The following is an 18,473-nucleotide window of genomic DNA, read 5'->3' on the forward strand; positions in this document are numbered from 1 at the left end:
GCGGGCGCAAGGCCCGCTCCGTCGGTCGTCCGATCCGGGTGGGATCAGAAGTTCATGCGGACGCCGAGCGAGTAGGTGTCGCGCGAGCCGCCGTTGCCGCGGACGTCGTTCTGGTCCGAGGAGTTGCCGTAGCCGAACTGGACCGAGGCGCCGCCGCCGAGGTCGTAGCCGGCGGACAGGCCGAAGCCCTCGGCCTCTTGGCCGCTGTCGTAGTCGTAGAGGCCGTAGTTGGCCGACGCGGAGATCGCGCCCTCGGAGTAGCCCACGCCCACGCCGATGTGGTCGAAGGACGAGTTGCCCGGCGCGTCGGAGTCGACCTCGACGTAGGACAGGCCGGCCGTGAAGGCGCCGGTGGAGCCGTTGACCGAGACGCCGAACGCGTCGGCGTCGGCGCCGTCCACGTTGGTGTCCTGGTAGCCGAGGCCGAGGTTCAGGCCGACGCCGCCGAAGTCGGCGGAGTAGCGGAAGCCGATGCCCAGCGTCTCGCCGTCGAGGTCGCCGGAGGTGCCGTCGATCTGCTCGGCGGAGACGGCGAAGCCGAAGTCGCCGGCGGTGTAGTCGTAGCGCAGCACCTGGTCGTCGCCCGAGCCGTCGAGGCCGGCGTTGCCGTTCCAGCCATCATGCTCGGTCTCGTCGTCGCGGATGGAGCCCGAGTTGAAGTTCACCTCGGTCAGGGCCCAGTCGAGCGCGCCGTCGGTGTCGCCCAGCGTCACGGTGCCGAAGGCGCCGGACAGGAAGATGGCGACGCCGATGTTGTCCTCCTCGTCGCCGAGGTTGCCGGCCTCGTCGAGGTCCACGGACGTGCCGAAGGCGAGGCCGCCATCCGTCTCGCCGGACATGGTGAACGTCACGTCGACGTCGTTGTGGAACTGGGTGTCGGTGTCGACGCCATCGTCGGAATCGACGCCGAAGATGCCCATCTCGGCGTTGCCGGAGATCGTGACGTCGGCCGCGGCGATGCCGGCGAAGCCGACGATCATGGCGGTCGAGGCGAAGAGAACGTTCTTCATGATGATCCTCGTGGGTTCATGCCGCCCGTCGCGGGGATCGCGCGGGGTCGGCCACCTGCATCGTCGATAATCGCGAATCGATCAACGTGGGCGCCGCGCGCCGTCCGCCCTTGATGCGGCGCCGCCACATCGCGGGACGCGGCGCCCCATCGCGGCCCGATCCCGTGGCCCCGCTGCACGGGGCCGGCGGCCGCGCCGGGCGGGAGGGAGGGCCGCCCCAAACGAAAAGGGCGCGGCCGAAGCCGCGCCCTTCCCGAAACTCGATCCGGATGGATCAGAAGTTCATCCGAACGCCGAGGGAGAAGGTCTCCACGTCGACGCCGTCCTCGTCGCCGTCACCGTAGCCGAACTGGATCGACGCGCCGCCGCCCAGGTCGTAGCCGGCGGACAGGCCGAAGCCCTCGTCCTCGGTGCCGTCGTCGTTGTCGTACTCGCCGTAGTTCAGCGAGGCCGAGATCGCGCCCTCGGTGTAGCCGATGCCGACGCCGAAGTGCTCGTAGCCGAGGTCCGCATCGTCCACCTCGAGGTCGAGGTAGCTCACGCCCGCGGTGATCGCGCCGAAGGTGGCGTTGGCCGAGACGCCGATGGCGTCCGCGTCCACGTCGGTGCCGTCGGACAGCTCACCCGAGTGGTCCTGGTAGCCCAGGCCGAGGTTGATCTGCGAACCACCGAGGTCGACCGCATAGCGGAAGCCGATGCCGAGCGTCTCGCCCGAGATCTGGTTGTTCACGTCGCCGGAGAGCGTGTCGTTCTCCTGCAGCTGCTCGGCCGACACGGCGAAGGCGAAGTCGCCGACGGTGTAGTCGTAGCGGAGCACCTGGTTGTCGCCCAGGCCGAAGCCGTCGAGGCCGCCGTTGCCGTTGAAGCCGGCGTGCTCGGTCTCGTCGTCGCGGATGGAGCCCGAGTTGAAGTTCACCTCGGTCAGGGCCCAGTCGAGCGCGCCGTCGGTGTCGCCCAGCGTCACGGTGCCGAAGGCGCCGGACAGGAAGATGGCGACGCCGATGTTGTCTTCCTCGTCGCCGAGGTTGCCGGCTTCGTCGAGGTCCACGGACGCACCGAACGCCAGGCCACCGTCCGTCTCGCCGGACATGGTGAACGTGACGTCGACGTCGTTGTGGAACTGGACGTCTTGGTCGTCGGCTTCCACGTCGGAGTCGACGCCGAAGATGCCCATCTCGGCGTTGCCCGAGATGGTGACGTCGGCCGCGGCGATGCCGGCGAAGCCGACGATCATGGCAGTCGAGGCGAAGAGAACGTTCTTCATGAGTTTCCCTCGTGTTTCTTGTCTTCCCCACCACGGGAATCGCGCTGGGCACGACGCTGACTTCCGTGATCGACGCCCCGCTCGCAATGACTGCCCATCGGCGGTCCCCGACATGCCATCCCCTTGGTGCAACCATGCCACAGTCCCCTGCACCGTGCCGCGCGCGCGCCGAAATGTCCGGGGCGGTCGGCATATGTGATACCGGCCTGCCATGGCCGCCCGCGCTTGAGACGGGGCGTGCGGCGGGCTAATGGGCCATACGGACAGCGCGGGGGACGCAGGATGATCAAGGCAATGACGGGCGCGGCCCTCGGCGCGGTGCTGACGCTCTCGTCCTGCGGGACCGTGGATCGCGTGTTCGGCGGCGACCCGGAGCGCGCGTCGCAGCAGGAGACCCCGGTTACCCTCGCGCGCGAGCAGCGACGGACCTCGAACGCGTCGTCGGTCTTCGACCTGTTCAACAACAACGACGACCCGAACATCACGCTGGAGGTGAACCGCTACCTCTGGGCGGCGTCGCTGGAGGTGCTCTCCTTCATGCCCGTGCAGAACGCGGACCCGTTCTCCGGCATCATCCAGTTCGGCTACGGGACGCCGCCGGGCGGCGGGCGCGCCTATCAGGCCACCGTCTACATCCAGGACCCGGCGCTCGACGCGCGGTCGCTGAACGTCGCGCTCCGCTCGCGCGGGGGGGCCGTCGGCCCCGAGACGCGGCGGCAGGTCGAGGACGCGATCCTGACCCGCGCCCGCCAGCTCCGCATCCGCGACTCGCGTCTCTAGAATCCCCGCCGCCGCGGCGCTAAGCCCCTCCGGGCACGGACCGGGGGGCATCATGGACCGCTACGACGCATCCGCCATCGAGGCGAAATGGCAGGCCGCGTGGGACGAGGCGGGCCTGTTCCGCGCGGAGCGGTCCGAGAAGCCGAAATATTACGTGCTGGAGATGTTCCCCTACCCGTCGGGGCGCATCCATATCGGCCACGTCCGCAACTACGCGATGGGCGACGTGATCGCGCGCTACAAGCACGCCCGCGGCTTCTCGGTGCTGCACCCGATGGGCTGGGACGCCTTCGGGATGCCCGCCGAGAACGCGGCGATGGCGAGCGGCGGCCACCCCAAGACGTGGACCTACGAGAACATCGCCACGATGAAGGGGCAGCTGAAGCCCTTGGGCTTCTCGCTCGACTGGACGCGGGAGTTCGCGACCTGCGACCCCGAGTACTACGGCCAGCAGCAGCGGCTCTTCCTCGACATGCTCGACGCGGGGCTGGTCTACCGCAAGCCCGCGGTGGTGAACTGGGACCCCGTGGACATGACCGTGCTCGCCAACGAGCAGGTGATCGACGGCAAGGGCTGGCGCTCGGGCGCGGAGGTGGAGCGGCGCGAGCTGCAGCAATGGGCCTTCGCGATCAGCGACATGGCCGAGGACCTGCTGGAGTCGCTCGACGGGCTGGAGGCGTGGCCCGACAAGGTCCGGCTGATGCAGCAGAACTGGATCGGGCGCTCGCGCGGGCTGGAGATGACCTTCGCGCTGACCGCGCCGGCGCACGGCCACGAGGGGATCGAGGTCTACACCACCCGCCCCGACACGCTGCGCGGCGCGTCCTTCGTGGCCATCGCGCCGGAGCATCCCTTGGCCAAGGCGATGGCTGCGGACGACCCGAAGCTGGCCGACTGGATCGCCGAGGTGCGGCGGGGCGGGACGACCGAGGCGGCGCTGGAGACGGCGGAGAAGCGGGGCTGGGACACCGGGCTGCGCGTCGCCGATCCGGCCTACCCCGAGCGCGACCACCCCGTGTGGATCGCGAACTTCGTCCTGATGGACTACGGCACGGGGGCCATCTTCGGCTGCCCCGCGCACGACCAGCGCGACCTCGACTTCGCGCGCAAGTACGACCTGCCCGTTCGGCGCGCGTTCGAGGAGAAGCCGACCGGCGGGATGGGCCTCCGCCTGCGCGCCAAGGCGGAGGAGGAGAACCTGCCGAGACTGCAGGAGGCGGACGTTCCACCCAAGGATGAGCCGGTCTGGTACATCGGGTTCGTGGTGCCGCGCCACAAGCATGGCGAGAAGCGCCCCATGACCGCGCACGAGGCGATCGAGAAGGCGATCGGCTGGGCTGAGGAGAATGGCGTCGGTCGTGGCAAGACCCAATACCGCCTGCGCGACTGGGGCCTCTCCCGTCAGCGCTACTGGGGCTGCCCGATCCCCGTGGTCCATTGCGACGCCTGCGGGATCGTGCCCGAGAAGCGCGAGAACCTGCCCGTGGTGCTGCCCGACGACGTGTCGTTCGACGTGCCGGGCAACCCCTTGGACCGCCACCCGACATGGCGCGACGTGCCCTGCCCCGCCTGCGGCGGCGCGGCGCGGCGCGAGACGGACACGATGGACACCTTCGTGGACTCGTCGTGGTACTTCGCCCGCTTCACCTCGCCCCGCGCGGACGAGCCGGTGGACGTGGACGCGGCCGCCTACTGGATGAACGTGGACCAGTATATCGGCGGGGTGGAGCACGCGATCCTGCACCTGCTCTACAGCCGGTTCTTCGCCCGCGCGATGGTCAGGACCGGCCACCTGCCGCAGGGCACGGAGGAGCCGTTCGACGCGCTGTTCACCCAAGGGATGGTGACGCACCCGGCCTACGTGACGAAGGGCGACAAGGGGCAGCCGGTCTATCACATGCCCGAGGAGGTGGACCTGTCGGCGGGGACCGTGCGCGCCACGGGCGAGACCTTCGACACGATCCCCGCGATCAAGATGTCCAAGTCCAAGAAGAACGTCGTGGACCCGATGGACATCGTCGCCCGCTACGGCGCCGACACGGCGCGGTGGTTCGTGCTGTCCGACTCGCCCCCGGAGCGCGACTTCGAGTGGACGCCCGAGGGGGCGGAGGCGGTCCACAAGTTCCTGTCCCGCGTCTGGCGGATCGCGGGGGACTGCGCGCGCGCGGACCGGGCGGCGAACGACCACGACGCCGCCTTGGAGAAGGAGACGGCGCGCGCCGTCCACGAGGTGACTCAGGGGCTGGAGGGGTTCGGGTTCAACAAGTCGGTGGCGCGCCTCTACGCCTTCGCCAATGCGATCAACGGCTCGGACGCGGGCGGGGACGCGCGCCGCGCGGCGATGCGGACCTTCGCGCAGCTCATGGCGCCGATGACCCCGCACCTGGCCGAGGAGGTGTGGCGCCTGATGGGCGGCGCGGGCTACGTCATGCAGGCCCCGTGGCCCGAGGCAGACCCCGCGCTGCTGGTGGACGACACGGTGACGCTGCCGATCCAGATCAACGGCAAGCGCCGCGCCGAGATCGCGGTGGCCAAGGACGCCCCCAAGGACGAGGTCGAGGCGATGGCGCTGGCCGATCCGGCGGTGGTGCGCGCGCTCGACGGCAAGGCGCCGAAGAAGGTCATCGTCGTGCCGGGCCGCATCGTGAACGTGGTCGCATGATCCGGCGCGGCCTCCTCCTCGGGGCGCTCGCGCTGGCGGGGTGCGGGTTCGAGCCGGCCTACGGCCCCGGCGGCGCGGACGTGCTGCGCGGGGCGGTGCGGGCGGACGATCCCGACAACGAGGCGGGGTTCGAGTTCATCGGGCGGATCGAGGCGCGGCTCGACCGGCCCGCGGCGCCCCGCTACGCGCTCGCCTACGACATCTCGACCCGCCGGGTGGCCATCGGCATCGACGGGTCCAACCGCATCACCCGCTACAACGTCGAGGGCACGGTGGCGTGGACGCTGACGGCCATCGGCTCGGAGACGCCCCTGCTGCAGGGCACGGAGCGGAGCTTCACCGGCTACTCCGTCAGCGGCGAGCGCCTCGCCACGCCGGAGCCCGCGCGCGACGCGACGCGGCGGCTGATGATCATCCTCGCCGACCGGGTGGTGGCCCGCCTGCTCGCCGGGGCCGACGCCCTGTGATCCTGCGCGGCGCGCAGGTCGCGCGGTTCCTGCGCAAGCCCGAGAAGGGCACCGGCGGCGCGCTGATCTTCGGCGAGGACGCGGCGCGGGTGTCGGACGCGCGCGCCCTGCTGATCCGCGCGCTGGCGGGCGAGGGCGCCGAGGAGGAGATGCGGATCGCGCGCGTCACCCCCTCGGACCTGCGCGACACGCCCTCGATCATCTCGGACGAGCTGCGCGCGACCGGGTTCTTCCCCGGCCCGCGCGTCGTCCATGTCGACGGGATCACGGAGACGCAGGCCAAGCCGGTCCTCGCCGCCGTGGCCGACCGCGCCGAGGGGGATGCCGCGCTGGTCGTGACGGCGGGCAACCTCAAGAAGGGCTCGAAGATCCGCAAGGCGTTCGAGGCGCATCCGTCGCTCTACGCCGTGGCCCTCTTCGACGACCCGATGACGGGCGAGGAGCTCACGGCGGCGATGGCCGACGCGGGCGTGGAGGCGACGGCGGAGGGGCGCGCGGCGCTGGAGGCGTTGGCGGTCGAGCTGACGCCGGGCGCGGTCCGGCAGGTGCTGGAGAAGGTCGCGCTGTATGCCGACGGGCCGGCGGACGCCGAGGCGGTGCGCCTGATGGCCCCCGCCACGGTGGACGCAGAGGCCGACGCCGCGATCCTCGCCGCCGCGGAGGGGCGCGTGGCGGAGATCGGCCCGCTCGTCCGGCGGCTGGCGGCGCAGGGGGTCACGCCCGTCACGCTGGTGATCGGGGCGACGCGGCACTTCCAGATGATGCACGGGGCGGCGGCCGGCGCGGGCAGCGCGTGGGGCCGCCACCGGGACGCGGCGCAGCGGCAGGCCCGCGCGTGGGGCGCGCGCCGGATCGAGGCGGCGCTGGCGGTCCTGATGGACGCGGACCTGACCTTGCGGTCGGCGTCCAAGGCCCCTCAGATGCCCGTGGCCGAGCGCGCGCTGTTGCGGCTGGCCAGCATGGCGGGGAGAGGCTGATGCTCAGGTTGCACGGGATGGTGCGGAGCCGCGCGATGCGGACGCTCTGGCTCTTGGAGGAGCTGGAGGTGGAGTTCGAATGGCGCGAGGTCGGCCCCCGCTCGCCCGAGGCCTATGCGCTGAACCCCAAGGGGACGATCCCGATCCTCGAGACGGACGAGGGGGTGATCCTCGACAGCCTCGCGCAGATGCACTTCCTCGCCGACCGCGAGGGGCGGTTCACCCATCCCGCCGGGTCGCTGGCGCGCGGGACGCAGGACGCGATGTCCTTCACCGTGCTGGAGATGCTCGACGCGCCGCTCTGGGCGATGGCGCTGCACGGGTTCGGGCTGCCCGAGGACAAGCGGGTGCCGGAGGTGAAGGACGCCTCGCGCTGGCTGGTGGGGCACAACTCGACCCGCGTGGCGGACCTGATGGACGGGCCCTACGCGGTGGGCGAGGTGCCGACGGTCGCGGACATCGTGCTGGCGCATTGCACCGGCTGGGCGCGGGGCCTGAAGATCGAGGTGGACGAGCGGCTGCGCGACCACGCGCGGATGATGCGCGACCGGCCCGCGTTCCAGAGGGCGGCGGCGCGGGGGTAAGGTGGGCGAAAGCCCGCGCGTCCCGAACGGTCCGGACGTCGCACCGCGTGGGCTTTCGCCCACCCTACGGCCTAGAACGAGAAACGCCCGCCGGGAGGCGGGCGCTTCGAACCGTTCGCGGGCGTGGAGCCTCAGGCTTCCAGCGCGGCCGCCGTGTCCGACGACTTGTCGATGTCGCGCTTGATCTTCAGCGCCTTGGCCGACAGTTCGGCGTCCTTCGCCTTGGCGAGGAAGGCGTCCAGCCCGCCGCGGTGGTCCACCGTGCGCAGCGCGGCGTTGGAGATCCGCAGCTTGAACGCGCGGCCCAGCGCCTCGGACTGCAGGGTCACGTCCTGCAGGTTGGGAAGGAAGCGGCGGCGGGTCTTGTTGTTCGCGTGGCTGACGTTGTTGCCGACCATCGGACCCTTGCCGGTGAGTTCGCAGACGCGCGACATGGCATCACCCTCGGAGGTATGTGAAACAGGAATGCGCCCCCGGATGGGGGTGCGGTCGCGGCGTCCTAGTGGCCCGCCCGCCAAGGGTCAAGCCGGGAGGGGCGGATGACGGTGCGTTGGGCGGAGGCGGCGGATCACGACGCCTTGGGCGCGCTGATGACGCGGGCGATCCTCGCCGAGCCGTCGCCCTACTCGGAGGCGCATCGGACGGCGTGGGCCGGGGGGCGGCCCCGGTCGGGGCCCGCATGGACGGCGCGGCTGGCGGGCCACGCGGTCGCGCTGATCGACGGGCCGGACGGGCCGCGCGGCATGATGTCCGTGGACGCGGGGGGCTACGTCGACCTCGCCTTCGTCGCGCCCGAGGCACGGGGGACGGGCGCGTTCCGGCGCCTGCACGACGCGGTGCTGGCGCGCGCGCGGGCGGAGGGGCTCGTGCGGCTGACCACCCATGCCAGCCTCGCCGCGCGGGGGCCGTTCGAGGCGGCGGGCTGGGCCGTGGAGGCCCCCGAGACCGTGGAGATCGGGGGGCTGGCCTTCGCGCGGTTCGCGATGGCGCGGGGGGTGTAGGGTGGGCGAGAGCCCACGGTCGCGCCGCGTGGGCGTTCGCCCGCCCTACACCGGCATCTCCGGGGGGACGCGGTCGCCGATGCGCTCGCGGAAGTGGCGGCGGCAGAGGCTGACGTAGCGGTCGTTGCCGCCGACCTCGACCTGCGGGCCTTCGGTGACCGCGCGGCCCTCGGCGTCGAGGCGGACCACCATCGTCGCCTTGCGCCCGCAATGGCAGATGGTGCGGACCTCCCGGATCTCGTCCGAGAGCGCCAGCAGCGCGGCGGAGCCGGGGAACAGCTCGCCCCGGAAGTCGACCTTGAGGCCGTAGCACATGACCGGCACGCCGAGGTCGTCGACGGCGCGGGCGAGCTGCCAGACCTGATCGCGCGACAGCCACTGCGCCTCGTCGACGAAGACGCAGGCGAGCGCGCCGTCGTCGAGGCGGGCGGCGATCATGGCGTGGAGGTCGTCGTCGGGGCCGTAGGTGTCCGCGGGGGCCGAGATGCCGATGCGGCTGGCGATCTGCCCCTCGCCCGAGCGGTGGTCGAAGTCGGCGGTCAGGAGGTAGGTCTCCATGCCGCGCTCGACGTAGTTGTAGGACGCCTGCAAGAGCAACGTGCTCTTGCCCGCGTTCATCGTGGAGTAGTTGAAGTGCAGCTTCGCCATGTCAGGGGGGAGTCGTGATCCCGAGCAGCGCGCCGGTCAAGGCGCGCGGCGCTCCACCAGCACGGAGCCCACGGAGTAGCCCGCGCCGAAGGAGCAGATGATGCCGCGCGCCCCGTCGCCCAGCCCGTCCTGGTACTTGGAGAAGGCGATGATGGAGCCCGCCGAGGAGGTGTTGGCGTAGTCCTGCAGGATGTTGGGCTGCTCGCCGGGCTCTGGCTCGCGGCCGAGCACCTTGCGGCCGATGAAGTCGTTCATCGACTTGTTGGCTTGGTGGAGCCAGACGCGGTCGAGGTCGTCCGCCTGCCATCCGGCGTCCGCCATGTGGGACGCGATGTGGTTGGAGACCAAGGGCAGGACCTCCTTGAAGACCTTGCGGCCCTCTTGGACGAACTGCATGTCGCGGCGGTCCTCCATCGCGTCGCGGGTGCGGCGGAGGAAGCCGTCGTTGTTGCGGATGTTGTTGGAGAACTGCGTCGCGCAGCGGGTCGAGTCGATGGTCCAGCGGGGCTTCTGCGCGGCGTCCTCCTCGCGCTCCAGCACCACCGCGGTGCAGACGTCGCCGAAGATGAAATGGCAGTCCCTGTCGCGCCACTCGAGATGGGCGGAGCAGATTTCCGGGTTCACGATCAAGGCCTTGCGGATGGAGCCGGCGCGGATCATGTCGGCCGCCGCTTGTATGCCGAACGTGGCCGACGAGCAGGCGACGTTCATGTCGAAGGCGAAGCCCTGCGTCCCCATAAGCTGTTGGATCTCGATGGCGATCGCGGGGTAGGCGCGCTCGTGGTTGGAGGCGGCGCAGATCACGGCGTCGATCTGGGAGGCGCCCACCCCGGCCTGCGACAGCGCCGCCGTGGCGGCGTCGACGGCCATCTCGGCCATGAGCGAGGGCTGGTCGTCCGCGCGCTCGGGCAGCTTGGGATACATGCGGTCGGGGTCGAGGACGCCTGACTTGTCAAGGACATAGCGGCGCTCGATGCCGCTGGCCTTGGTGATGAACTCGGCGCTGGAGTGGGGGACCGGAGGGTCGGCCCCTTCGGCGTTGCGGCGGTCGGCATAGGCGTTGAACGCGGCGACCAGTTCGTCGTTGGTGATGCTCTCTCGGGGGGTGAACACCCCCGTTCCGGTGATCGCGGCGCGGGTCATGGGACCGCCATATCGCGTGTGCACCCCCCGTGCACCCCCCGTTCATATGTCGTGCATACGCGCGTCATACGCCCCTTCATGCTTCGTTAACCGCTCGAGCGGATCACCGGGGGCCTCGGATGGGGGGGCGGCGATGGCGGCGCGGGGCACGAAGGCGGAGCGGCGGGCGGCGGACGCGATGGCGCGGGCGATGCTGCGGTTCGAATGGGACATGCACCACGCGGTGACGCGCCGGGGCCGGGTGCCGGAGGCGTGGCGCGAGGTCTGGCAGCACCGCTCGGCCGTCAAGGAGCGGGTGACGATGCGGGTGGACCGCGACGTGATGCGGTTCTTCCGCTCGATGGGCGACGGCTACGGCCCGCGCATCAACACGGTGCTGCGCGCGTTCATGGAGGCGCGGCTGGCGGGGATGCTGGAGGGCGAGGACTTGGTGGAGTCGGCCCGCGAGGCGTGGATGGGCGAGCCGAAGCCGGACGCGGCGGAGACGGTCGTGGAGGTGGAGCGGGCGGCCGGCCTGATGCGGACGATGACGGCGCAGGTGGAGGAGCTGCGGCGGCTGCGCGAGGAGCGGGAGGCGCGGGAGCGGGGGCAGTGGGAGGGGTGGCAGCCGGAGTGAGGGGCTGGGTTCCACCCACCCTACGCTTGCTGAAGGACTACCGCGAGACGTGGACGGGGGAGCCGAAGCCGGACGTCTCGCGGGACGCGTTGGAAGCGAAGAGGATGCGGCGGCAGCCGAGCGAGCCCCTGGCGGAGCTGGAGGCGGTGGTGGCGCGGGCGGCGGGTCGGGCGGAGCGACGGTAGGGTGGGAGCGGGCGCCCGGGCGGGGGGTGGCCGGGGCGGGTCGAGACCCGCACCGAGTTCGCCCTCGGGCGGGGGCCACCCCACCCCTTTACCCTACGCGACCTCGGCGAAGATGTTGTCGACCGGAGCCTCGGCCTCGGGGGCCAGTTCGTCGAGGCGGGTGCGGAGGCTGCCCCACTCCTCGTCCAGCGGCACGCGCAGCAGCGGCAGGCCCGCCTCGCGGAAGGCGCGTTGGCGGATGCGGTCGCGGTGGCATGGACCCGCATGGGGCGTGAGGTCGAGGCCGACGACGGGCGCGCCTTCGGGGGTGACCAGCAGGATGTCGACCCGGCGCCCGGCCAGCACCTTGCGGGCGGCCGGATCGGCGGGGGCGAAGAGCGCGTCGAGAGCCACTTGGAACGTCAGCAGCAGCCCGTGCAGCGCGGCGTAGCGCGCGAGGCGGGCGGTCAGGTCGTCTGCGCCCGCGGGGGCGAGGCGGCGGATCGCGACCGGCTCGGAGGCGAGACCGGTGAGCCCCCTGAGCAGGTCGGATTGCGGTGCGTCGAGGCGGGACGGCGCGCAGTCGGCGTGCTCGCGGGTCCGCGCCTCCTCGATGGCGCCCGACAGGCGCCGCACGGCGTGGCCGGTCGTCGCGAGGGACATCAGGGAGAGGGAGATGGGTTCCATGCCGGGGGCCGCCTTCGTTCGCTGTCGAAGGCTACGCTGAAGGCTATCCGGATCATGGAGGGGGCCACTTTGCGGCGGACATGTCCCGGCGGCGGCAACGATCAGGCGGATTCGCCGGAATCGTCGCCGCCCCGCCCTACTGCAACGACCGCACCTCCACGCCCCCCTCGCCCCGCGCCGCCATCGCCAGCGCCGCCGCATGCGCCCCGGCCAGCGTCGTGTAGTACGGGATGCGGGCGTTCAGCGCGACGGCGCGGATGCTCCGCGAGTCCTCGACGGCCTGGGCGCCCTCGGTGGTGTTCATGACCAAGGCGACCTCGCCGTCCTTCAGCACGTCGACGATGGTGCGGCCGCCCTCGTGGTGCTTGGCGACGGGGGTGGAGGGGATGCCCTTGGCGTCGAGGAAGGCGGCCGTGCCGCTGGTGGCGAGGATGGAGAAGCCGAGGTCGTGGAGGGTCAGCGCCGTCTCGACGAGCTGGTCGGTCTTGTCGGCGTCCTTGATGGAGAGGAAGGCGGTGCCCCCCTCGGGCAGGTGCGTGCCCGCGCCCATCTGGGCCTTGAGGAAGGCCACCGGGAAGGAGCGGTCCCAGCCCATGACCTCGCCCGTCGAGCGCATCTCGGGGCCGAGCAGCGTGTCGACGCCGGGGAAGCGGGCGAAGGGGAGGACGGCCTCCTTGACGGAGAACCACGGGGTCTTGGGCGAGGCGAGCATCATGGCGTCGCCCATGGGCACGTGGTCGACGGTGCCCTCGGGGTAGGGGTCGCGGAGGGGGAAGTTCGAGAGCGGCTCGCCGGCCATGAGGCGGGCAGCGATGGACGCGATGGCGCTGTCGACGGCCTTGGCGACGAAGGGGACGGTGCGGGAGGCGCGGGGGTTGACCTCGATGAGGTAGACGTCGCCGTCCTTGACCGCGAACTGGACGTTCATGAGGCCCACGACCTTGAGCGCGCGGGCCAGTTCGACGGTCTGGCGCTCGATCTCGGCGATGGTGGCGGCGTCGAGCGTGTGGGGCGGCAGGCAGCAGGCGGAGTCGCCCGAATGCACGCCCGCCTCCTCGATGTGCTGCATGATGCCGGCGACGTGGACGTCGGTGCCGTCGGAGAGGGCGTCGACGTCGACCTCGATGGCGCCCGAGAGGTAGCTGTCGAGGAGGACGGGGCTGTCGCCGGAGACCACGACGGCGTCGCGGATGTAGCGCTCCAGCTGGCCCATGTCGCGGACGATCTCCATCGCGCGGCCGCCGAGGACGTAGGAGGGGCGGATGACGAGGGGGAAGCCGATCTCCTGCGCCTTGAGCCGGGCCTCCTCGTCCGACGCCGCGATGGCGTTGACGGGCTGGCGGAGGCCGAGGCGCTGGACGAGTTGCTGGAAGCGTTCCCGGTCCTCGGCGAGGTCGATGGCGTCGGGGGTGGTGCCGAGGATGGGGATGCCCGCGTCGTGGAGCGCGTTGGCGAGCTTGAGCGGGGTCTGGCCGCCGAACTGGACGATGACGCCGTGGAGCGTGCCGGCCTCCTGCTCGACGCGGAGGATCTCCATGACGTGCTCGAAGGTGAGCGGCTCGAAGTAGAGGCGGTCGGAGGTGTCGTAGTCGGTGGAGACGGTCTCGGGGTTGCAGTTGACCATGATGGTCTCGAACCCTTGGTCCGAGAGCGCGAAGCAGGCGTGGCAGCAGCAGTAGTCGAACTCGATCCCCTGCCCGATGCGGTTGGGGCCGCCGCCGAGGATGACGACCTTGCGGGCGTCGGTGGGGCGGGACTCGCACTCGGCCTCGCCCATGACGGGGGTCTCGTAGGTGGAGTACATGTAGGGGGTCTGCGCCTCGAACTCGGCGGCGCAGGTGTCGATGCGCTTGAACTGCGCGACCACGCCCGCGCGGAGGCGGTCGGCGCGGATGGCCTGCTCGGTGCGGCCCGTGAGCGTGGCGAGGCGGGCGTCGGTGAAGCCCATCTGCTTGAGGCGGCGGAGCGGGGCCTCGTCGGTCGGCAGGCCGTTTGCGCGGACCTGCGCCTCCGCGTCCACGATCTCGCGGATGCGGGCGAGGAACCACGGGTCGAACTTGGTGACGGCACCGATGTCGTCGTCCGAGAGGCCCATGCGCATAGCCTGGGCGATGACGCGGAGGCGGTCGGGGGTCTGGCGGGCCAGCTCGGCGCGGATGGCGGCGGGGTCGTCGGGCAGCGTGATCTCGTCGAAGCCGGTGAGGCCCGTCTCCATCGACGCCAGCGCCTTCTGCAGCGACTCGTGAATGGTACGGCCGATGGCCATCGCCTCGCCCACGGACTTCATGGCGGTGGTCAGCAGCGGTTCGGAGCCGGGGAACTTCTCGAAGGCGAAGCGGGGGATCTTGGTGACGACGTAGTCGATCGACGGCTCGAAGGACGCGGGCGTGACGCCGGTGATGTCGTTGTCGAGCTCGTCCAGCGTGTAGCCCACGGCGAGCTTGGCGGCGATCTTGGCGATGGGGAAGCCGGTGGCCTTGGAGGCGAGCGCGGAGGAGCGGGAGACGCGGGGGTTCATCTCGATGACGACCATGCGGCCGTCGGCGGGGTTCACGGCCCACTGGACGTTGGAGCCGCCCGTCTCGACCCCGATCTCGCGCAGGACGTTGATGCTGTGGGTGCGCATCAACTGGTATTCCTTGTCCGTCAGCGTCAGCGCGGGCGCCACGGTGATGGAGTCGCCGGTGTGGACGCCCATCGGGTCCACGTTCTCGATGGCGCAGACGATGATGGCGTTGTCGGCCTTGTCGCGGACGACCTCCATCTCGAACTCCTTCCAGCCGAGGAGGGACTCGTCGATCAGGATCTGGGCCACGGGCGAGGCCTCGAGGCCGGAGCGGCAGATGGCCTCGTACTCGGCGCGGTTGTTTGCGACGCCGCCGCCGGTGCCGCCCAAGGTGAAGGCGGGGCGGATGATGGCGGGCAGGCCCACGAACTCCAAGGCCTCCATGCAGGCGTCGAGACCCGCGGCGATGTCGCGGGTGCCGTCGGCGCGCTTGGGCGCGTCCACGATGGTGGCCTTGGGGTTCTCGATGCCCAGCCGGTCCATCGCCTCGCGGAAGAGCTTGCGGTCCTCGGCCATCTCGATGGCCGCGCGCTTGGCGCCGATCAGCTCGACCCCGTGCTCGGCCAGCACGCCCATGTCGTCGAGCGCGAGCGAGGTGTTGAGGCCGGTCTGCCCGCCCATCGTCGGCAGCAGCGCGTCCGGCTTCTCCTTGGCGATGATCTTGGCGACGACCTCGGGGGTGATCGGCTCGATGTAGGTGGCGTCGGCCAGCCCCGGATCGGTCATGATCGTCGCGGGGTTCGAGTTGACGAGGATGACGCGGTAGCCCTCCTCGCGGAGCGCCTTGCACGCCTGCGCGCCGGAGTAGTCGAACTCGCAGGCCTGTCCGATGACGATGGGGCCCGCGCCGATGATCATGATCGACTGGATGTCGGTGCGCTTCGGCATCAAAGCCCCCTCTGGCAAACGGCTGCGTCCTATGCGGGGGGCGGGGTGGGGGCAAGGGCGTGCGCGGGCCACAGGCGGCCCCGCCCCCATGGGGCGCCTCCGACCGGGCGCGCGGGCGGGGGGACCGCCCGCGCGGGGCCGTGCGACCTCCCCGCGGCCACCCCGCGAAATACACGTAGAAGTTGAGCACGGCGGTGCTAGCTTGCACCCCGAATCGACGCGGGCTTGGCCGGGGCGCGCGAGGGAGGACTAGGATGGACGCGCTCCTCTTCGCGTCCGTCGACGCGCTGGCCGATTGCTCGGAAGCGCGGCGGCGGGGCTACAACCGCGCCTTCGCCGAGGCGGGGCTGGACTGGTTCTGGGACCGGCCGCTCTGGGACGCGATGCGCTCCATGGGCGGAGCCGGACGGCTGGCCGCGCAGGGCCGCGCGGCGGGCGTGGCGGTGGACATCGAACGCTTGGAGCGCGCGACGGAGCGGCAACTGGCGCACGTGCTGCGGCGCGACGGGCTGGCGCTGCGGCCCGGCATGGGCCGCCTGCTGGACGAGGCGCGGGCGCGGGGCCTGTGGCTCGGCGTCGCGGCGCGGGGCGCGGAGCGGGCGGTGGCGGCGCATCTCGGGCCGTGGGACGCGATGGCCGAGGGCTTGGACGCGCTGCGGGCCGGGTCGCGGGGCGTGGCGCTGTGCGTGACGGCCGGGCCGCGCGCGGCCCGCGCGGTGCGGGGCGCGGCGGTGGACGCGGCCACGGTCATGCTGCGCGGCGCGGCGGTGCTGGACGGGGTCGTCGGGCGGGGCGGCGGCGCGCGGCTGGCGGCGGAGTAGCCGCGCGCGGGCCGGACCGCCCCCACGGGCGGGGCCGGGAATCCGCGGAGGGATTCCTTGACTTCGCGGCGGCGACGGGGTGAACGCCTGCGACCCCGATCTCAGGAGCCGTGCCCCATGTCCGCGCCCATGTCCGCCTACCGCACCCATACCTGCGCCGACCTGCGCGAGGGCGACGTGGGCGAGACCGTGAAGCTCGCCGGGTGGGTCCATCGGGTGCGCGACCACGGGGGCATCCTGTTCGTGGACCTGCGCGACGCCTTTGGGACGACGCAGTGCCTCGCCGACCCGGACAGCCCCGTCTTCGCCGCCGTCGAGAAGCTGCGCGCGGAGGCGTGCATCATGATCGAGGGCTCGGTGAAGGCGCGCGACGCCGAGTTCGTGAACGAGAAGCTGGCGACCGGCGCGGTGGAGGTGTTCATCCGCGACCTGGAGGTGCTGGGGCCTGTGAACGGCGACCTGCCGCTGCAGGTGTTCGGCGACCAGGAGTATCCCGAGGAGACGCGGCTGAAGTATCGCTTCCTCGACCTGCGGCGCGAGAAGATGCAGCGCAACATGGCGCTGCGCTCGGACGTGGTGCGCGACATGCGCGAGCGGATGTGGGGCCGCGGCTTCCGCGAGTTCCAGACGCCGATCATCACGGCCTCGAGCCCCGAGGGGGCGCGCGACTTCGTGATCCCGTCGCGCCTGCATCCCGGTAGGTTCTACGCGCTGCCGCAGGCCCCGCAGCAGTTCAAGCAGCTGCTGATGGTGTCGGGCTTCGACAAGTACTTCCAGATCGCGCCCTGCTTCCGCGACGAGGACCCGCGGGCCGACCGCTCGCCCACCGACTTCTACCAGCTCGACATGGAGATGTCCTTCGTCGAGCAGCAGGACGTGTTCGACACGATCGGGCCGGTGATCGAGGGGGTCTTCTCGGCCTTCACCGAGAAGAAGGTGGACCCGTCGGCGGAGTGGCCGCTGATCCCCTATGCGGAGGCGGCGCTGAAGTACGGCACCGACAAGCCGGACCTGCGCAACCCGATCGAGATGCAGGACGTCTCGGAGCACTTCCGCGGCTCGGGCTTCGCGATCTTCGCGTCGCTCTTGGAGAAGGACGGGACGGAGATCCGGGCGATCCCGGCGCCGACCGGGGGCTCGCGCAAGTTCTGCGACCGGATGAACAAGTACGCGCAGGAACAGGGGCTGCCGGGGATGGGCTACATCTTCTGGCGCGACGGCGCGGACGGGCTGGAGGCGGCGGGGCCGCTGGCCAAGAATATCGGGCCGGAGCGGACGGAGGCGATCCGCCAGCAGCTGGGGCTGGCGTCGGGCGACGCGGCGTTCTTCCTCGGGGGGAAGGCGTCCGACTTCGAGGCGGTCGCGGGGCGCGCGCGCACGGTGATCGGCGAGGAGCTGGGGCTGGTCGACGCGGACCGCTTCGCCTTCGCGTGGATCGTGGACTTCCCGATGTACGAGGAGGGCGAGGACGGGAAGATCGACTTCTCGCACAACCCGTTCTCGATGCCGCAGGGCGGCATGGACGCGCTGGCGAGCGACCCGCTGGCGGTGAAGGGGTATCAGTACGACCTCGCCTGCAACGGCTACGAGCTGGTGTCCGGCGCGATCCGGAACCACCGCCCCGAGATCATGTTCAAGGCGTTCGAACTGGCGGGCTACGACGAGGCCGAGGTGCGCAAGCGGTTCGGCGGCATGGTCAAGGCGTTCCAGTACGGCGCCCCGCCCCACGGCGGGTGCGCGGCGGGCGTGGACCGGATCGTGATGCTGCTCGCCAGCGAGGAGGCGATCCGCGAGGTGATCCTCTTCCCGATGAACCAGCGGGCCGAGGACCTGATGATGGACGCGCCGAGCGCGCCGCTGCCGGGGCAGATGATGGAGCTGGGGCTGCGGGTGGTGGAGAAGGGCTAGCGCGTCCTGCGGTCGGCACCGCGCCCCGTGAACGCGCCCCCGCCGTTGTAGCGGCGCAGCTTGCGTCGCGTCCGGATCTCGGGGCGGACGTTGCGGTTCTCCGGGTGGAGCGCGTCGGAGGCGTAGATGTCCGCCCTGTCCACGACCCCGGCTGCGCGCGCGATCCCGACGCGCCGGGGCTGGGGGCGCAGGCGAGACGGTGGTCGGTCCGACCCGGCCCGAGCACCATGCGTTCGACGAGACGCGAGCCTTCGGGCGACGATCTCTAGGACGAGGGAGCGGCGCTG

General features: G+C 71.5%; 18 protein-coding genes. 10 read left to right on the forward strand and 8 right to left on the reverse strand.

The annotated features are described in order from the left end of the window. Nucleotides 1–44: 44 nt before the first annotated feature. Nucleotides 45–1,010, reverse strand: coding sequence for a porin (locus tag JQC91_RS01890; protein ID WP_203285075.1), 966 nt, complete (start codon nt 1,008–1,010; stop codon nt 45–47). A 274-nt stretch (nt 1,011–1,284) separates the two neighbouring features. Then, nucleotides 1,285–2,274: a porin gene (locus JQC91_RS01895; protein ID WP_203285076.1), complete on the reverse strand. Its 990-nt coding sequence runs from the start codon at nt 2,272–2,274 to the stop codon at nt 1,285–1,287. 282 nt (nt 2,275–2,556) lie between these two features. On the opposite strand from JQC91_RS01895, the gene JQC91_RS01900 reads away from it, so the two are divergent. From JQC91_RS01900 to JQC91_RS01920, 5 genes are read left to right on the forward strand one after another with little or no spacing between them, the layout of a single operon-like run. Next, the gene (locus tag JQC91_RS01900; protein WP_203285077.1) at nt 2,557–3,054 is read left to right on the forward strand and encodes a DUF3576 domain-containing protein; all 498 of its coding nucleotides are present in this window, start codon (nt 2,557–2,559) and stop codon (nt 3,052–3,054) included. Nucleotides 3,055–3,106: 52 nt separating this feature from the next. Beyond that, nucleotides 3,107–5,716 carry a leucine--tRNA ligase gene (gene leuS, locus JQC91_RS01905; protein WP_203285078.1) on the forward strand — a complete coding sequence of 870 codons (2,610 nt, stop codon included), beginning with the start codon at nt 3,107–3,109 and terminating at the stop codon, nt 5,714–5,716. Then, nucleotides 5,713–6,183 carry a hypothetical protein gene (locus tag JQC91_RS01910; RefSeq protein WP_203285079.1) on the forward strand — a complete coding sequence of 157 codons (471 nt, stop codon included), beginning with the start codon at nt 5,713–5,715 and terminating at the stop codon, nt 6,181–6,183. Before leuS ends, JQC91_RS01910 begins: the two co-directional genes overlap by 4 nt. Continuing rightward, entirely contained in the window at nt 6,180–7,160 is a 981-nt protein-coding gene (locus tag JQC91_RS01915) for a DNA polymerase III subunit delta (protein ID WP_203285080.1), read from the forward strand. The genes JQC91_RS01910 and JQC91_RS01915 overlap by 4 nt, the downstream gene beginning before the upstream one ends. Continuing rightward, complete coding sequence (locus JQC91_RS01920; RefSeq protein WP_203285081.1) at nt 7,160–7,744, forward strand: glutathione S-transferase family protein; 585 nt, start codon at nt 7,160–7,162, stop codon at nt 7,742–7,744. Before JQC91_RS01915 ends, JQC91_RS01920 begins: the two co-directional genes overlap by 1 nt. Before the next feature lie 131 nt (nt 7,745–7,875). Here the strand turns inward: JQC91_RS01920 and rpmB are convergent, their stop codons facing one another. After that, complete coding sequence (gene rpmB / locus JQC91_RS01925; RefSeq protein WP_203285082.1) at nt 7,876–8,178, reverse strand: 50S ribosomal protein L28; 303 nt, start codon at nt 8,176–8,178, stop codon at nt 7,876–7,878. A gap of 105 nt (nt 8,179–8,283) precedes the next feature. Between rpmB and JQC91_RS01930 the strand changes: the two genes are divergently transcribed. Beyond that, nucleotides 8,284–8,745 carry a GNAT family N-acetyltransferase gene (locus tag JQC91_RS01930; protein WP_203285083.1) on the forward strand — a complete coding sequence of 154 codons (462 nt, stop codon included), beginning with the start codon at nt 8,284–8,286 and terminating at the stop codon, nt 8,743–8,745. Between the two features lie 45 nt (nt 8,746–8,790). Here the strand turns inward: JQC91_RS01930 and JQC91_RS01935 are convergent, their stop codons facing one another. Further along, nucleotides 8,791–9,393, reverse strand: coding sequence for a thymidine kinase (locus tag JQC91_RS01935; RefSeq protein WP_203285084.1), 603 nt, complete (start codon nt 9,391–9,393; stop codon nt 8,791–8,793). Nucleotides 9,394–9,429: 36 nt separating this feature from the next. Next, nucleotides 9,430–10,536, reverse strand: coding sequence for a beta-ketoacyl-ACP synthase III (locus JQC91_RS01940; RefSeq protein WP_203285085.1), 1,107 nt, complete (start codon nt 10,534–10,536; stop codon nt 9,430–9,432). Nucleotides 10,537–10,669: 133 nt separating this feature from the next. Here JQC91_RS01940 and JQC91_RS18090 point away from each other — a divergent pair, with 133 nt between their 5' ends. After that, nucleotides 10,670–11,152, forward strand: a complete 483-nt coding sequence (locus JQC91_RS18090; RefSeq protein WP_203285086.1) for a BrnA antitoxin family protein — start codon at nt 10,670–10,672, stop codon at nt 11,150–11,152. A gap of 26 nt (nt 11,153–11,178) precedes the next feature. Further along, nucleotides 11,179–11,337, forward strand: a complete 159-nt coding sequence (locus JQC91_RS18095) for a hypothetical protein (protein ID WP_203285087.1) — start codon at nt 11,179–11,181, stop codon at nt 11,335–11,337. Between the two features lie 93 nt (nt 11,338–11,430). Here the strand turns inward: JQC91_RS18095 and JQC91_RS01955 are convergent, their stop codons facing one another. Continuing rightward, nucleotides 11,431–12,003, reverse strand: coding sequence for a hypothetical protein (locus JQC91_RS01955; RefSeq protein ID WP_203285088.1), 573 nt, complete (start codon nt 12,001–12,003; stop codon nt 11,431–11,433). 136 nt (nt 12,004–12,139) lie between these two features. Then, entirely contained in the window at nt 12,140–15,457 is a 3,318-nt protein-coding gene (carB, locus tag JQC91_RS01960; protein ID WP_203285089.1) for a carbamoyl-phosphate synthase large subunit, read from the reverse strand. 254 nt (nt 15,458–15,711) lie between these two features. Here carB and JQC91_RS01965 point away from each other — a divergent pair, with 254 nt between their 5' ends. Then, nucleotides 15,712–16,278, forward strand: a complete 567-nt coding sequence (locus JQC91_RS01965) for a hypothetical protein (protein ID WP_203285090.1) — start codon at nt 15,712–15,714, stop codon at nt 16,276–16,278. Nucleotides 16,279–16,407: 129 nt separating this feature from the next. Then, nucleotides 16,408–18,186 (forward strand): aspartate--tRNA ligase, encoded by a 1,779-nt coding sequence (gene aspS, locus JQC91_RS01970; RefSeq protein WP_203285497.1) that lies wholly within the window; start codon nt 16,408–16,410, stop codon nt 18,184–18,186. On the opposite strand, the gene JQC91_RS01975 is transcribed toward aspS, so the two are convergent. Further along, a complete protein-coding gene (locus JQC91_RS01975; protein WP_203285091.1) occupies nt 18,183–18,329 on the reverse strand; it encodes a hypothetical protein in 147 nt (48 codons plus the stop codon). The two genes, aspS and JQC91_RS01975, sit on opposite strands and share 4 nt — an antisense overlap. Between the last annotated feature and the right edge of the window lie 144 nt (nt 18,330–18,473).

This window comes from Jannaschia sp. Os4 (assembly GCF_016820245.1).
In the GTDB taxonomy this organism is placed as follows: Bacteria; Pseudomonadota; Alphaproteobacteria; order Rhodobacterales; family Rhodobacteraceae; genus Jannaschia.

Excerpts from the sequence above, each read along its gene's own strand:
- JQC91_RS01890 (WP_203285075.1), bottom strand. The coding sequence starts at position 1,010 with ATGAAGAACGTTCTCTTCGCCTCGACCGCCATGATCGTCGGCTTCGCC.
- JQC91_RS01895 (WP_203285076.1), bottom strand. The coding sequence starts at position 2,274 with ATGAAGAACGTTCTCTTCGCCTCGACTGCCATGATCGTCGGCTTCGCC.
- JQC91_RS01900 (WP_203285077.1), top strand. The coding sequence starts at position 2,557 with ATGATCAAGGCAATGACGGGCGCGGCCCTCGGCGCGGTGCTGACGCTC.
- leuS (WP_203285078.1), top strand. The coding sequence starts at position 3,107 with ATGGACCGCTACGACGCATCCGCCATCGAGGCGAAATGGCAGGCCGCG.
- JQC91_RS01910 (WP_203285079.1), top strand. The coding sequence starts at position 5,713 with ATGATCCGGCGCGGCCTCCTCCTCGGGGCGCTCGCGCTGGCGGGGTGC.
- JQC91_RS01920 (WP_203285081.1), top strand. The coding sequence starts at position 7,160 with ATGCTCAGGTTGCACGGGATGGTGCGGAGCCGCGCGATGCGGACGCTC.
- rpmB (WP_203285082.1), bottom strand. The coding sequence starts at position 8,178 with ATGTCGCGCGTCTGCGAACTCACCGGCAAGGGTCCGATGGTCGGCAAC.
- JQC91_RS01930 (WP_203285083.1), top strand. The coding sequence starts at position 8,284 with ATGACGGTGCGTTGGGCGGAGGCGGCGGATCACGACGCCTTGGGCGCG.
- JQC91_RS01935 (WP_203285084.1), bottom strand. The coding sequence starts at position 9,393 with ATGGCGAAGCTGCACTTCAACTACTCCACGATGAACGCGGGCAAGAGC.
- JQC91_RS01940 (WP_203285085.1), bottom strand. The coding sequence starts at position 10,536 with ATGACCCGCGCCGCGATCACCGGAACGGGGGTGTTCACCCCCCGAGAG.
- JQC91_RS18090 (WP_203285086.1), top strand. The coding sequence starts at position 10,670 with ATGGCGGCGCGGGGCACGAAGGCGGAGCGGCGGGCGGCGGACGCGATG.
- JQC91_RS01955 (WP_203285088.1), bottom strand. The coding sequence starts at position 12,003 with ATGGAACCCATCTCCCTCTCCCTGATGTCCCTCGCGACGACCGGCCAC.
- carB (WP_203285089.1), bottom strand. The coding sequence starts at position 15,457 with ATGCCGAAGCGCACCGACATCCAGTCGATCATGATCATCGGCGCGGGC.
- JQC91_RS01965 (WP_203285090.1), top strand. The coding sequence starts at position 15,712 with ATGGACGCGCTCCTCTTCGCGTCCGTCGACGCGCTGGCCGATTGCTCG.
- aspS (WP_203285497.1), top strand. The coding sequence starts at position 16,408 with ATGTCCGCCTACCGCACCCATACCTGCGCCGACCTGCGCGAGGGCGAC.